Raw genomic sequence first — 13,608 nt, 5'->3', positions numbered from 1 at the left:
TGCAGCGGGGTCGCCGTGCTCGCGAGCTCAGGCGGGAAGGACCGGTGGAGTCGCCCGCCCTGCGGGGCCGGCGTCAACGGGATAGCGCTCGATCCGGTTCGTGGACACCGGGACGTGGTCCGTCGCTTCGACCGTTGCCGGGACGAACCGTCGACCTCGGCGGTCACCACGGCTGTCCTGCCGCTGATTCGCATCCGTTCCGTACCCCTCATCGCTCCACACCGGGACACCAAAGAAAGGAAAGGCTAACCTTACCCACTTGGTCCGAGTCTAGAGCACGGATGGCCCTACGCAGGACCCGGTTCAGGTGGTATCGATCACTGAGAGCATTCCAAAGCCCTCCAGGCCCCGACAACACGGGGCAGACTTCTCACTCCGGAGGCGTAATCAACACCCTTAGTGATCATCACGAGGAGGTGGAACGATCCCCCGCACCAAGCCCAACTCCAGCAGGTCCTGCGGCCGCAAGTGCAACCGGTCCGCCAACTCGGGGATCTCGTCTACATCTCGTTTGAGGATCGCGGCTCCCAGCTCCGGAGCTATCACCGCGAAGTAAGCATCGGCCGAGATCCAGGTCCGCCCCGGCGCCGCCAACGCCAGTGCCCCACCAGAGCCGCCTTCCCCGATGACCAGGGTGGTGATCGGGACCCGAACCTCCGCGACCGCTGCGAACAACTCCGCAAGCGCCGGCCCGACCCCACGCTGCTCGGACTCCGCGTCGTTCGCTGCTCCCGGGGTGTCGACCAGCGTCAGGATCGGGGTCCCCATCCGGTCGGCCAGCCGAATCAGCCTCGCGGCCGTCCGGAATCCGGCGGGCGTGTTGGAGCTCCCGGTCTGCGCGGCGAACGCCACCGTCCGCCCGTCGTGGGAGCCGAACCCGCACATGATTCCGGGATCGACACCACCGGCGCGATCGCCGCTGATCTCAAAGCGGGTCGTGAAGTACTGATCGAGGTACTCACTCGCACGCGGGCGCCGCGCCTCACGCGCGCGCAACACCGCCTCCCACCCGCTCTCCGGGAGGTCCGGCCCCGCCAACGCCCCCGGGAGGTCGGCGGGCTCCGGTGGGCGGCACAACCACTGCGGGTGCAGCAACACCACCAACCGTTCCAGCACTCCGGGCAGCTCGGATTCATCGACGATGCCGTCGGCCTGCCCGGTCGCCAGCTTCCCTTCGGCCGTGAACGCAGCCCCGTTCTCCGCCGAATCTCGAACCCGACTGCCGCCGAAAGCCACCGCGGCGTGCGGCAATGCCAGCACCAGATCCGCCGAAGCCGACAGCGATGCCCACATCCCGCCCGTGGTCGGATTGCGCAGCACTGTGATATGCGGAATCCGCGCCTGCTTGGTCAACAGGCACGCGCGGGCGATGGCCTGCAGTTGCCCGAGCGCGCACGTCCCCTCCTGCATCCTGCTGCCGCCCGAGGCGACCAGCGAGATGACCGGCAACCGCAGTTCTCGGGCCCGTTCGAAAGCGGCCACGATCCGCTCACCGGTCTCCACTCCCACGGACCCGCCGAGAAAGCCGAACTCGAACGCGACGACCACGACGGGCCGGTCGGCCACCCATCCTCGGCCGCACACCACGGCTTCGCCCGCTCCCGTGCGGTCGGCGGCCCGTTCGAGCTGCTCCTCGTAACCCGGCCACCCCAACGGGCCGTCGGGCGCGTGAGCCGGCCGGGCCGTGAACTCCTCGAACCGCTCGCAGACGGCTTCGACCAGCTCACGCGCTCCGACGTGCTCACCCATGCAGCGCCTTCTTCATGACCTTGCCCATCTCGTTGCGCGGCAACGCCTCGACGAAGCGGACCACCCTCGGGCGCTTGTGCGGGGTGAGCAACCTGGCCACGTGATCACTCAGCTCGGTCTCGTCGGCGGACCGACCGGGAGCGGGCACGATCCATGCGGCGATTCGCTCCCCCAGGTCCGGGTCGTCCTCACCGGCGACCGCGACCTCGGCTACCGCCGGATGTTCGAGCAGCGCGTTCTCGATCTCTCCTGCCCCGATCTTGTAACCGCCACTCTTGATGATGTCGGTCGCGGTACGTCCGACGATGCGGATGTACCCGTCCGGGGCTCGAGTCGCGACATCCCCGGTGCGGAACCAACCGTCGACGAACGCGGCTTGGGTCGCATCCGGCCGGTTGAGGTACTCGGTGAACAGATTCGGCCCGCGCACGTGGATTTCGCCGACGGTCTCGTCGTCGCTGACCTCGATTTCGACACCCGCCTCGTCAACGAGCCTGAGCTCCACGCCTGCGAACGGCAACCCGACGTACCCCGGCCTGCGGTCACCGTCGGCGCGCACGCCGCAGTTCATGATCGTCTCGCTCATTCCGTAGCGCTCGACGACCTGCTGACCGGTCAACCTGGCGATGCGCTCGTGCTGGACGGCGGGCAACGGGGCGGATCCGGAAACCAGCAGCCGCGCCTCGGCGACGGCGTCGCCGATCGCGGGGTCTGCTTCGGCGTCCTCGGCGAGGCGGTGGTACATCGTGGGAACGCCGAACATCATGGTCGCCGGACCGGCCAATTCGTCGGCCGCGGCCTTCGAAGTGAACTTGCCGAGGTGGTGCACGCTGCCACCGATCCGCAACGGACCCAGCGTCCCCAAGATCAAACCGTGCACGTGGAACAGCGGCAGCGCATGCACCAGGACGTCGTCTGCCGTCCACTGCCACGCCTCGAACAAGGCGTCCAGGTTCGCGCGAACGGCCTCACGCGGGAGTACCACGCCCTTTGGCGGACCGGTCGTCCCCGAGGTGTAGACGATCAGCGCGGGACCGTCCTCGACCGGCTCCGGCGGCAGCGGCTTGGACCATTCCGCGAGATCGACCTCGTGCAGGGGAATGCCGGCCAGCTCGGCCGGCGCTTCGAAACCCGGTGCCGCCAGCAGCAGTTCCGGGCGGCTGTCCTCCACGATGTGCGCCAGCTCCCGCTCGCCGAGTTTCGGATTCAGCGGAACTACTGCCGCACCGGCGACCAGACCGCCGACCACGGCCGCGCATGCCTCGGGTCCGGACGTGGCCCACACAGCCACACGTCGTGCGCTTCCCACTCGCTCGACCACTTCGGCAGCCACTCCGGCCAACTCGCCGTAGGTCAGCGCGCGATCACCGAAGCGCAGTGCCTCCCCCACTCCGGCCTCTTGCAGCCTGGGAAACAACCCGTCCATGCGAACCTCCATGCTCACCGAACATCTCACCCGAAATTGGGCACCACGAAAATGAGCCAGACCACAGTCGGCGCGGCCACCACCACGGCTGTGCCGTAGGCCAGAAGCTTCCGGAAGAACACGTCGCGGTCGACACCCTTGGCGTTGGCCAGCACGATCGCCCCGTTCGTGGAGAACGGGCTCACATCCACCACCGTCGCGGAAACCGCCAGAGCCGTGACCATCCCGACAGCGCTGATGCTGCCCTGCATCAGGAACGGGACCGCCAGTGGGATCAACGCCCCCATCAGACCGACCGACGAGGCGAATGCCGACACTATTCCGCCGATGTAGCACAGCAGCAGCGCGGCCAGCAGCGGGATTCCAACACCGGCCACCGCATTCCCCGCGTAATCGATCGTGCCCATTTCTTGCAGCACCCCGACGTAGGTGAGCACACCGCAGATCAGCAACACGGTCGGCCACGTGATCTCCGAGGTCGCGTTCCGCGCCGTATTGGGCGAGATCAGCGTGAGGGCCAGCGCGATGGTCATCGCCACGAATCCCGCGTCCAGCCCGAAGACCAGCGTGCACACCACGAGGATCCCCAACCCGAGCAGCGTGAGCATCCGGTCGCGGTTCAACACCAGCTCCTCCCCCAGCGGTTCCGAACCACCCGATGCTCCGGTTGTCGGGGAGCCGGTTGCCGGGGTTCCGGTGGGAGGAGTTCCGGTTGCAAGGGTTCCGGTATCCGGGGTCTCGCGGCTCCCACCGCCTACCGCGACGGCGACCTGCTCGGCTCGTGGTGCGCGGATCAGCTGCATGCCGCCGAAGAGGACGAAGACCACGCCCGCGATCGCGAGGTTGGCCAGGAAGGCGCCCGCGAAAAGCACGACAGGACTGCCCGGCAGACCGTTCTCGGCGACCACCCCGTTCACGATCGTCCCGTAGACGCTGATCGGCGAGAAACCGCCTGCCTGCGTCCCGTGGACCACCATCGCGCCCATCAGGAGCGGATTGATCCCGTGCCGTGCGGCCAGGTTCAACGCGATCGGCGCCACGATGGCGCAAGCCGCCGGGCTGACGGCACCGATCGCGGTCAGCAGCGCCCCGATGCCGAACATGACCCACGGGATGACCGCCAACCGGCCACGGACCAACCGGACCGCCCAGTACACCAACCAGTCCGTGGTGCCGTTGGCCCGCGCGATGGCGAACAGGTAGGTCACGCCCACCAGGACCACGAAGATGTCCCCGGGAAAGCCGGCGAAGACCTCGTCCTCGGAGAGCCCACCGGCGAGGCTTCCGACGAGGAATGCGGCCACGAAGGCCAGCACTCCCATGTTCACGGGCATCGTGGTGGCCACGATGAAACACCCGATCAGCGCAACGACGGATATGAGCTGGGGCGACATGCCCGCCTCCTCGCCTGGCTCCCGAAACGGCTTCGGTGATGCGCGGCACAGTGGTTTACTGGCTGAACCACTTTGCGGCCGTCGTTCGCCTGGAGTCAATAGGTGACCTTGGCGTGGATCGGCCACTCGTCCACTTGTCCGGTGCTAACCTGGCGAAAACCCGGTCCGCATCGTTCACGGAGGCCTCCGGTGCCCGAAGCCCTGCGCCCACTGGCGCGCCCACGCCTCTACGAACAGGTTGTGCAGCGCCTGCGGGAGCACGTCGCCGCTTCGGAACTCGCGGTCGGTGACCGACTGCCGCCGGAACGCGAACTCGCCGATCGGCTCGGGGTCAGCCGGGCTTCGGTGAAGCAGGCGATCGTCGTACTGGAGGTCCAGGGCCTGGTCGAGGTCCGGCACGGCGGCGGCACCTACCTGCTCAGCAAGCAATGGGAACCGGAACCGGTCGACGAACTCGTGGCCCGCAGGCGACGCCTGCCCGACATCCTCGAGGCCAGGGAGGCGATGGAGACCAAACTGGCCGAACTCGCCGCCGAGCGGCGCACCGACTCCGACCTCGCCGAGCTCGACGCGGCGCTCGAGGAGATGCGCGCGGACATCGACGCGGGTGGACTCGGCAACCAGGGCGATCGGCGTTTCCACGCGGCGGTCACCGCCGCCGCGCACAACCAGACGCTCGCAGGCTTCATGCGCACGATCGCCGACGAGATCACCGAGAGCCGCAACGAGTCGCTGCGCCAACCGCACCGGCCACCCAAATCGCTCGCTCAGCACGAGCGCATCGCCACGGCCATCCGAGCAGGCGAACCTCGCGCGGCGGTCACGGCGATGCGCAGGCACCTCCGCACGGTGAGCCGCGTTCGCCTGCTTACTTGGACCCCGGACGACGACACCGAGTAGCCGGCACGCGACCGCTCGCGGGTGGGCGCACGCGGCCGGTGGGAGCAGGTTGACGGCCGGTATCCTGCGAACATCATCAGCCCACCACTCGTCCGGAGTACGTCCTGATTTCTGTCCGCGCCCGATCCGACGACGGGAACCGAACCCCCGGTAGCGTGCGAGCTGGGCTCGTCCGATGATGGGTTGGCTGTGGGCCACCTTCGGAACCGCCGCGCTGGGCAGCGTCTTTCCGCTGGTCAACATCGAGATCTACCTGCTCGGGGTGCTCTCCACCGTGGACGGGCTGACTTGGTGGCCGTTGGCGTTGGCCGCCGCGGTGGGGCAAATGACCGGTAAGACGCTCTTCTACCTCGCGGGCAAGGGGAGTTTCACACTGGGAAGACGAATCACCCGAATGACCGAGTCGAAGAGCGGTGGTCGCTGGGCGGCGTGGCTGGAGAAGTTCCACGCACGAACCGCGGAGCGACCGTGGTGGGGCCTCAGCGCCCTGTTCGTCAGTGCAGTCCTGAGCTTTCCACCGTTCACCGCGCTGTGCTTCCTCGCAGGCGCGGCGGGCGTACCCACGGCCGGCTTCCTCGCCGTGAGCGTCCCGGGCCGAATCCTCCACTTCCTGCTGATCGCGGCGATTCCGGGCCTGGCCCACTACCTTCCGTCCGCGCTGGGCGGCTGAGCAGCCGGGGCGGACGACATCACGCCTTCAGGGGCGCCTTGTACCCGGGAGATGTGCATACCGGTCAGCGCATGCGGGAAACCGAGCGTGAAAGACCACTCACGCATCTCGGAGGCTCGGCATGCCTGACCGTTCGCAGCACGGCGACAAGCAGGAGCAGCTCGATCACGTTCGTCAGGACCCGCAAGGGACATACCTCACGACCCAGCAGGGCACGCGAGTCGATCACACGGATGATTCGGTCACCGTCGGCGAACGCGGCCCGACCCTTCTCGAGGACTTCCACGCCCGAGAGAAGATCACCCACTTCGATCACGAACGCATTCCCGAGCGGGTGGTTCACGCTCGCGGCGCGGGTGCCTACGGATACTTCCAGCCCTACGACACCTGGCTCTCCGACTACACCGCGGCCGCGTTCCTGACCGATCCGCAGGAGCAGACTCCGGTGTTCGTCCGGTTCTCCACTGTGGCCGGTTCCCGTGGATCGGCCGACACGGTTCGGGACGTTCGCGGGTTCGCGACCAAGTTCTACACCAGAGAGGGCAATTACGACCTCGTCGGCAACAACTTCCCGGTGTTCTTCATCCAGGACGGCATCAAGTTTCCCGACTTCGTGCATGCCGTCAAACCGGAACCGGACAACGAGATTCCCCAAGCCGCGTCCGCGCACGACACGTTGTGGGATTTCGTGTCGCTACAGCCCGAGACGCTGCACACGATCATGTGGCTGATGTCCGATCGTGCCCTCCCCCGCAGCTACCGCATGATGCAGGGCTTCGGCGTGCACACGTTCCGGTTCGTCAACGCCGCGGGCAAGGGCACCTTCGTCAAGTTCCACTGGAAGCCCGCACTGGGGACCCACTCGCTGGTCTGGGACGAGTGCCAGAAGGCGGCGGGCAAGGACGCCGATTTCAACCGGCGCGACCTGTGGGAGGCAATCGAGAACGGCCAGTACCCCGCATGGGAGCTGGGTGTACAGCTGGTCGACGAGTCGAAGGAGTTCGACTTCGACTTCGATCTGCTCGACGCGACGAAGATCATCCCCGAGGAGCAGGTACCGGTTCAGCCGGTGGGCAAGATGGTGCTCAACCGCAACCCGGACAACTTCTTCGCGGAGACCGAGCAAATCGCGTTCCACACGGCCAACATCGTCCCCGGGATCGACTTCACCAACGACCCGTTGCTCCAAGCTCGCAACTTCTCCTACCTCGATACCCAACTCATCCGTCTCGGCGGCCCCAACTTCGCGCAGCTGCCGGTCAACCGGCCGATCGCCGACGTCTCCAACAACCAGCGGGACGGATTCGGACAGCAGAAAGTCCACAGAGGACGCACGAGTTACAGCAAGAACAGCATCGCAGGCGGGTGTCCGGTCCTCGCGGGCGCCGATGCGGGGGCATTCTCGCACTACCAGGAGAAGGTGGAAGGCTCCAAGATCCGCAAGCGCAGCGAGAGCTTCCAGGAGCACTACAAGCAAGCGACGCTGTTCTGGAACAGCATGGCGCCGTGGGAACGAAAGCACATCATCGCCGCGTTCCGTTTCGAGCTCGGCAAAGTCGACCACCAGCACATCCGGGAGAACGCGGTCGAGCAGATCAATCACATCGACCACGAGCTCGCGGTCGCCGTCGCGGAGGGCATCGGGGTGACACCACCCGCGGAAGCCGTCGTCACGAACCACGGGCAGAGTTCCCCCGCGCTGAGCCAGGCGAACTCGGTAACCGGCACCATCGCCACCCGCAAGGTCGCGGTACTGGTGGCCGACGGGGTCGACCCGGCCGATGTCGAGACGATTCGCCGCGGGCTTTCCGAGCGGGGCGCCACCGCCGAGATCATGAGTCTGCAGGACGGAACCGTCCGAGGCAGCGATTCCACCGAGGTGCGGATCGATCGAGCGATCCACACCGTCGCCTCTGTCCTCTACGATGCCGTGATCGTGCCTGGTGGGGCCGACAGTATCCGCGCGCTGTCCGGCGACGGCTACACGATCCACTTCGTCGCGGAGGCCTACAAGCACGCCAAACCCGTCGCCGCGAGCGATGAGGGGCTCGCACTGCTCCAGCGGGCGGGGATCAACGAGATACGCAAGTCCGACGGAAGAAACGGCGTGGTTTCCGACCTGGGAGTGGTCACCGCCGCTCAGACCGGTGGTTCGCTGCCCCCGAATTTCGTCGAGGAGTTCGCCGCGGCTCTCTCCGGACATCGCGTGTGGGATCGCGACACGGATTCCATTCCGGCGTGACCGTTCGGCTCGCCGCCCGGTGCGGTGTGACCGCACCGGGACTCGAGCGGAGCGGCATCGACGTGCCTTCCCGAAGCTGCCCAACGCCGCCTCGTGGCGGACGCCGACCGCGATCGGCGTCCGCCCCCCTCCGGGCTGGCCGTGGCGGCGCCCGTTCGGGTCTCCGGTATGGCGCGCCTGCTGCCGCCCGGGGTACCGCAGAGCCCGTGCCCGATCACGGTGACCACGAGGATTCGACCAATGGTGTCGGCTGTTGGCGATTCTCTTGAGGCCGCACCTCGGGTCTGGGTAGCTTCGCCCAGCACGGAGGTGATCGGAATGCCCCACTCCGACCCGGCCGCAGCCGGTGAGGACGAAGTCCTGACCGAGTACGGCGACGGTGTCCTGCTGTTGCGATTCAATCGCCCCGCTCAGCTCAACGCGTGGACGCGGACCATGCAGGCGCGCTATTTCGACCTGCTGGAAGCCGCCGAGCAGGATCCCGATGTCCGGGCGATCGTGGTGACCGGCTCCGGACGCGGCTTCTGCGCGGGCACGGATTTCGCGGCCCTCGCCGAGGGCGGGATCTCGGACCCGGACGACCGGCCGTTGTCCCTGCCGATCGGGCTCCGCAAGCCGATCATCAGTGCCATCAACGGCCCGGTCGCCGGGATCGGCTTGGTCACGGCCCTGTTCACCGACGTTCGGTTCGCCGCCGAGGAAGCGAGCTTCACCACCGCCTTCAGCCGGAACGGGCTGATCGCCGAACACGGGATCGCCTGGTTGCTCCCCAAACTGGTCGGGGTCAGCACGGCGCTCGACCTTCTCCTGTCCGCTCGGACGTTGCCGGGCGTCGAAGCCGAACAACTCGGTCTCGTCGACCGCGCGCTACCCGCGGACCAAGTACTCGATGCCGCTTGGGGCTACGCCCACTCGCTGGCCACCGATTGTTCTCCTGAATCGATGGCCGAGATCAAGCAGCAGGTCTACACCGGACTGGACAGCGGCCTCGAAGTCGCCACCGCAGAGGCTGCTGAACGCATGATGTTCGCCCTGCACCGCCGGAGCAGCCCGAACGACCGACCGGATTGAGTAGCTGGTTTACCCCCGCAACCGGCAGGTTGAAACCTCCGGGTCGAGCGCGGCAGGGTGGCACGAGGGGTTCGGTCGGCGATCGTGCCGCCGAATCGCTACCGTGACGCCGAGGCCCGAGAGGAGCTGTCATGGATCCGGAAACACCCGAGGCCGATGCTGCCGAGCAGGCACGTCAGGCGGAAGACGACGTGGACGAGGAAGAGGCCACGGCGGTGGGGCCGGGAGTGACGACCGCGAACGCCAATCCGGCCGACTTCGTCGAGCAGCAGCAGATCGTTCCGGATGACGACTCCTACGACTGGAGTTGACCGGGCGGGGAGGCAGCGAACAGCTGCTGGCCGCCTCGCCGCACCCGGCGCTCCGGTGCGGGCCCCCCTCCTCCGGAGAACCTGCCGAGTCTACGAGTGCACCGGCGGACGGACGCTTTCGTCCGCCGGTGCACTCGGGGCCCGGCCGCTGTCGTCCGAAGCCGTGTTCGACTCTCGTTGACGTGCGTCATCCACCAACCAGCGGCGGAACGAGACCATGACGAGGATCAGCACGAAGATCAGCGGGAATGCCGTGATGATCGACAGGGTCTGCAGGGCTTCGAGCCCGCCCGCGTACATCAGAACGATCGACACACCTGCCAGCACGACCGCCCAGAACACCCGGTGCCAGCGCGCGGGATCCGCATCGCGCGGGAGATGGGCCGACGACACGGCCGCCATCGTGTAAGCCGAGGAGTCCAAGGTGGTGGCGAGGAAGAGCACCAGCAGGAGAGTGAAGATCACGACTGCGACCGAACCCAGCGGCAGCGCCGACAGCGTGGTCATGATCGCCGCGGTGTCACCGTCCTGTTGCACGATGTCGGCGACCGGGACGATTTTGTTGATCTCGTAGAACAGCGCCGTGTTGCCCAACAGACCGAACGCCAGCCAGCACCCCGCGCTCCCGGCCAGGCACAGTGCGCCGATCATCCCGCGGACCGTGCGTCCCTTGGAGATCTTGGCGACGAACAGCCCGACGAACGGTGCGTAGGAGATCCACCAGCCCCAGTAGAAGATCGTCCAGTCCTCTTCGAAGCCGGAACCGCCGACGGGGTCGCTGTAGAAGCTCATCTCGACGACGTTCTGCAGCAGGATGCCCACGCTGTTGGTGAAGGTGTCGATCATGAACACGGTCGGTCCGGCGACGAGCAGGAAGGCACCGAGACCGAACGCGAGCCACACGTTGATGTTGGCCAGCCGCTTGAGGCCCTTCTGCAGTCCGAGGAACACGCTGCAACCGAAGAGCCCCGTCCAGACCAGGATGATCGCGACGTCGAGCACCAGTCCCTTGTCCACCGGCAACAGGGTCGCGAGCCCCTCGGACACCACCGGTACCTCCAGCCCCAGCGAGGTACCCGCCGCACCGATGAGCCCGAAGATGAACAGGACGTCGATGCCGCGCCCGAGCCAACCGTCGGCCCGATCACCGATGACACCCCGGCACGCGTCGCTGAGCCGGAGCGTCTTCTGCTTGCGCACGTGGTAGACGTAGGTCAGCGCCAGGGCGGGTAGGCAGAATAGTCCCCACGCGGTGAATCCCCAGTGGAACATCGGGTAGGTGGCTGCCCAATGCGCGGCTTCCACACTGCGGGGCTGCATCCCCATCGGCGGGTCGTCGTAGTAGTAAGCCCACTCGATGATCCCCCAGTACATGATCCCGCCGCCGATTGCGGAGGTGAAGATCATGCCGAGCCAACTCAGCGTGGAGAACTCCGGTTCATCGTCGGGATCGCCGAACTTCACCCGGCCGTGGCGGGAGAAGACCAGCCAGCCGAGAAAGCCCGCGACCGCCACGGCGAACCACAGGTAGAGCCACCCGAATTTTCCGGTCAGCACGCCCAGAATCAGGTCGAGCGCGTTCTTGCCCTGCTCCGGAACAAGCGCGACCGGCACGCAGATGATTCCCACGAGCAGCAGAGCGGGCCAGAACACCCGCTTTTCGATCCGAATCTTCTCGGCTGGGACACCGATAACGGAAGCACCTCCAAGGTTGTGTTGTCGCCGGGCAACTCCGTCCGCACCTCGGCGACAGCCGCGCCGGGAACGATCACCGATGGATCGCCCGCAGTATTGCGATTCGACTGGCTTACGGGCCAGTCAGACCGGATGAGCGTGCCTCCACTCGTCCGCCAGGGTCAAGCCTTCTTCTTGAAGTTCCAGGTCACAATGCCGTTCATCTGTCTTCAATACCCCGTCACCGGTGCGACACATCGCAACACAGGGGGCGACAATTGCGATTGTCGCAATGCGGTGCTAGCGTCATCGTCGTGCAGGACACGACAGTCGAGTTGCGTCGACGGGTACGGGACGTCATTCGCGACCACCCGGACAGCCAGCGGGCGGTCGCCGAGCGGATCGGCTTGGACGCGACCAAGTTGTCGAAGTCACTGACCGGTACCCGCCGGTTCACCCCCACCGAACTGACCCGCATCGCCGAGGTCGGCAACGTGACGGTGAACTGGCTGATCAACGGCAAGGACGATGTCGAGACGGTCGCGGCCGCTCCCAAGCGGACGGCTCTTCCCGGGATCGAGCCCGACAACGCCCGAGAAGCCGGTCGGTACCAGCAGATCCTGGACGCCGCATGGCAGCTCGTCGCCGAACAGGGCTACCACTCGGTCCGGATCTCGGATGTCGCACGTGCTTGCGGGACCAGCCCCGGTGCGATCCACTACTACTTCCCGGGCCGGGACGACCTGCTCACCGAAACCCTCCGCTACTCCGTGCGGCTGGCTTTCGACCGGCAGGTCGCCGAACTGCACAGCATCGAAGACGCCCATGAGCGGCTGTTGCGACTGGTCGATCTTCAACTGCCGACCCCCGGACTGCTGCGGTCCGAATGGTCGATCTGGTTGCAGATCTGGAACGAGACCGCGCTGAATCCCGAACTCCAGGTTCTGCACAACGATTCGTACACGCGCTGGCACGAAACGATCGCCCGCACGATCCGGCAGGGCCAGGAACAAGGCGTGTTCACCGACACCGACGCCGAGGAACTCGCGGTCAGCCTGACCGCCCTTATCGACGGTCTCGGCATCCAGGTGATGACCGGTCGCCCCGGCAGGTCGGCACAGCGGATGCACCAGATCCTTCGGGACTACGTCGAACGCGAGATCGTCCGCGGCTGAACCAGCCGCCAAACCGTAGAACACCGAATCACCGCCCGGGCGCCCGAACGCCCCGGCGGTAGCCGAACGCGCCCACAACGAGGAGTTTTTCCGATGAACAACGAGGTCATCATCACCGCCGCACTCACAGGTGCCGGTGACACCGTCGGCAAGAGCGAGTACGTACCGGTCACGCCGGAACAGATCGCCGCCGACGCCGTGGCCGCCGCCAATGCCGGCGCGGCCGTGGTTCACATCCATGTCCGCAACATCGAGACCGGGCAGGGCTCCCGCGAGACGGGGCTCTACCGGGAGGTCCTCCAGCGCATCCGCGAAGCCGACATCGACGTCGTGATCAACCTGACCGCGGGCATGGGTGGTGACCTGTTCATCGACCCGGAGAACCCGCTCCAGCCCCTCGACGGGACCGACCTGGTCAGCGGCATCGAGCGGCTTCCCCACGTGGAAGAGCTGCTACCGGACATCTGCACGATGGACTGCGGCTCGCTGAACTTCGGAGACGGCAGCCAGCTCTACATCAGCACGCCTGACATGCTGCGCGCCGGAGCCAGGCGCATTCAGGAACTCGGCGTCAAGCCGGAGCTGGAGATCTTCGACACCGGCCAGTTGTGGTTCGCGAACAAGATGTTCGCGGAAGGCCTCATCGACGCCCCGCCCCTGTACCAGCTGTGCATGGGAATCCCGTACGGCGCGCCCGCCGATCCCGGCGTGCTCCAGTCCATGGTCAACATGCTTCCCGCCGAGGCCAACTGGACCAGCTTCTCCATCGGCCGCAACCAGCTTCCCTGGGTTGCCCAGTCTGCGCTGCTGGGCGGGCACGTCCGGGTCGGCCTGGAGGACAACCTTTACCTGAGCAAGGGCGTCAAGGCGGACAACGCCCGCTTGGTCGAACGCGCGGCCACGATCGTCGAAACCATGGGCTCGAACGTCGCCACCCCGGACCAAGCCCGCCGGACGCTCGGACTCGAAACGCGTTCCTGACCCGCGCCAACCATC

At 66.7% G+C, this 13,608-nt stretch carries 11 protein-coding genes; 7 read left to right on the top strand and 4 right to left on the bottom strand.

The window, feature by feature from the left end:
- Window positions 1–396 precede the first annotated feature (396 nt).
- The 3 genes from ACYVAN_RS13435 to ACYVAN_RS13425 are packed head-to-tail and all read right to left on the bottom strand — an operon-like array spanning window position 397 to window position 4,569.
- A complete protein-coding gene (locus ACYVAN_RS13435) occupies window positions 397–1,749 on the bottom strand; it encodes a carboxyl transferase domain-containing protein (protein ID WP_460959375.1) in 1,353 nt (450 codons plus the stop codon).
- Window positions 1,742–3,175 carry an acyl-CoA synthetase gene (locus tag ACYVAN_RS13430; protein WP_460959373.1) on the bottom strand — a complete coding sequence of 478 codons (1,434 nt, stop codon included), beginning with the start codon at window positions 3,173–3,175 and terminating at the stop codon, window positions 1,742–1,744. Before ACYVAN_RS13430 ends, ACYVAN_RS13435 begins: the two co-directional genes overlap by 8 nt.
- A 26-nt stretch (window positions 3,176–3,201) precedes the next feature.
- Window positions 3,202–4,569, bottom strand: coding sequence for an SLC13 family permease (locus ACYVAN_RS13425; protein ID WP_460959371.1), 1,368 nt, complete (start codon window positions 4,567–4,569; stop codon window positions 3,202–3,204).
- A gap of 189 nt (window positions 4,570–4,758) precedes the next feature.
- Here ACYVAN_RS13425 and ACYVAN_RS13420 point away from each other — a divergent pair, with 189 nt between their 5' ends.
- The 5 genes from ACYVAN_RS13420 to ACYVAN_RS13400 all read left to right on the top strand — a co-directional run bounded on the left by ACYVAN_RS13420 (window position 4,759) and on the right by ACYVAN_RS13400 (window position 9,763).
- The gene (locus tag ACYVAN_RS13420) at window positions 4,759–5,469 is read left to right on the top strand and encodes a FadR/GntR family transcriptional regulator (RefSeq protein WP_460959369.1); all 711 of its coding nucleotides are present in this window, start codon (window positions 4,759–4,761) and stop codon (window positions 5,467–5,469) included.
- A 175-nt stretch (window positions 5,470–5,644) separates the two neighbouring features.
- Window positions 5,645–6,139, top strand: a complete 495-nt coding sequence (locus ACYVAN_RS13415) for a VTT domain-containing protein (RefSeq protein ID WP_460959367.1) — start codon at window positions 5,645–5,647, stop codon at window positions 6,137–6,139.
- 121 nt (window positions 6,140–6,260) lie between these two features.
- On the top strand, window positions 6,261–8,381 hold the full coding sequence (locus tag ACYVAN_RS13410; RefSeq protein WP_460959365.1) for a catalase: 2,121 nt from the start codon (window positions 6,261–6,263) through the stop codon (window positions 8,379–8,381).
- 318 nt (window positions 8,382–8,699) lie between these two features.
- A complete protein-coding gene (locus tag ACYVAN_RS13405; protein WP_460959363.1) occupies window positions 8,700–9,452 on the top strand; it encodes an enoyl-CoA hydratase-related protein in 753 nt (250 codons plus the stop codon).
- Window positions 9,453–9,583: 131 nt separating this feature from the next.
- Complete coding sequence (locus tag ACYVAN_RS13400; protein WP_460959361.1) at window positions 9,584–9,763, top strand: hypothetical protein; 180 nt, start codon at window positions 9,584–9,586, stop codon at window positions 9,761–9,763.
- Between the two features lie 90 nt (window positions 9,764–9,853).
- On the opposite strand, the gene ACYVAN_RS13395 is transcribed toward ACYVAN_RS13400, so the two are convergent.
- Window positions 9,854–11,416: a BCCT family transporter gene (locus ACYVAN_RS13395; protein ID WP_460959359.1), complete on the bottom strand. Its 1,563-nt coding sequence runs from the start codon at window positions 11,414–11,416 to the stop codon at window positions 9,854–9,856.
- 335 nt (window positions 11,417–11,751) lie between these two features.
- Between ACYVAN_RS13395 and ACYVAN_RS13390 the strand changes: the two genes are divergently transcribed.
- Both ACYVAN_RS13390 and ACYVAN_RS13385 read left to right on the top strand, forming a co-directional pair.
- Entirely contained in the window at window positions 11,752–12,612 is an 861-nt protein-coding gene (locus ACYVAN_RS13390; protein ID WP_460959357.1) for a TetR family transcriptional regulator C-terminal domain-containing protein, read from the top strand.
- Between the two features lie 93 nt (window positions 12,613–12,705).
- Window positions 12,706–13,593, top strand: a complete 888-nt coding sequence (locus ACYVAN_RS13385) for a beta-keto acid cleavage family enzyme (protein ID WP_460959354.1) — start codon at window positions 12,706–12,708, stop codon at window positions 13,591–13,593.
- Window positions 13,594–13,608 lie beyond the last annotated feature (15 nt).

This window comes from Parasphingorhabdus pacifica (genome assembly GCF_054779195.1).
The sequence above is the reverse complement of the archived record's forward strand: the minus strand, read 5'-3'. Positions and strand labels throughout refer to the sequence as shown.

What these genes read in the sequence shown, in the direction of transcription:
- ACYVAN_RS13435 (WP_460959375.1), bottom strand. Translation starts at nt 1,749, where the DNA reads ATGGGTGAGCACGTCGGAGCGCGTGAGCTGGTCGAAGCCGTCTGCGAG.
- ACYVAN_RS13400 (WP_460959361.1), top strand. Translation starts at nt 9,584, where the DNA reads ATGGATCCGGAAACACCCGAGGCCGATGCTGCCGAGCAGGCACGTCAG.
- ACYVAN_RS13405 (WP_460959363.1), top strand. Translation starts at nt 8,700, where the DNA reads ATGCCCCACTCCGACCCGGCCGCAGCCGGTGAGGACGAAGTCCTGACC.
- ACYVAN_RS13410 (WP_460959365.1), top strand. Translation starts at nt 6,261, where the DNA reads ATGCCTGACCGTTCGCAGCACGGCGACAAGCAGGAGCAGCTCGATCAC.
- ACYVAN_RS13425 (WP_460959371.1), bottom strand. Translation starts at nt 4,569, where the DNA reads ATGTCGCCCCAGCTCATATCCGTCGTTGCGCTGATCGGGTGTTTCATC.
- ACYVAN_RS13430 (WP_460959373.1), bottom strand. Translation starts at nt 3,175, where the DNA reads ATGGACGGGTTGTTTCCCAGGCTGCAAGAGGCCGGAGTGGGGGAGGCA.
- ACYVAN_RS13415 (WP_460959367.1), top strand. Translation starts at nt 5,645, where the DNA reads ATGATGGGTTGGCTGTGGGCCACCTTCGGAACCGCCGCGCTGGGCAGC.
- ACYVAN_RS13385 (WP_460959354.1), top strand. Translation starts at nt 12,706, where the DNA reads ATGAACAACGAGGTCATCATCACCGCCGCACTCACAGGTGCCGGTGAC.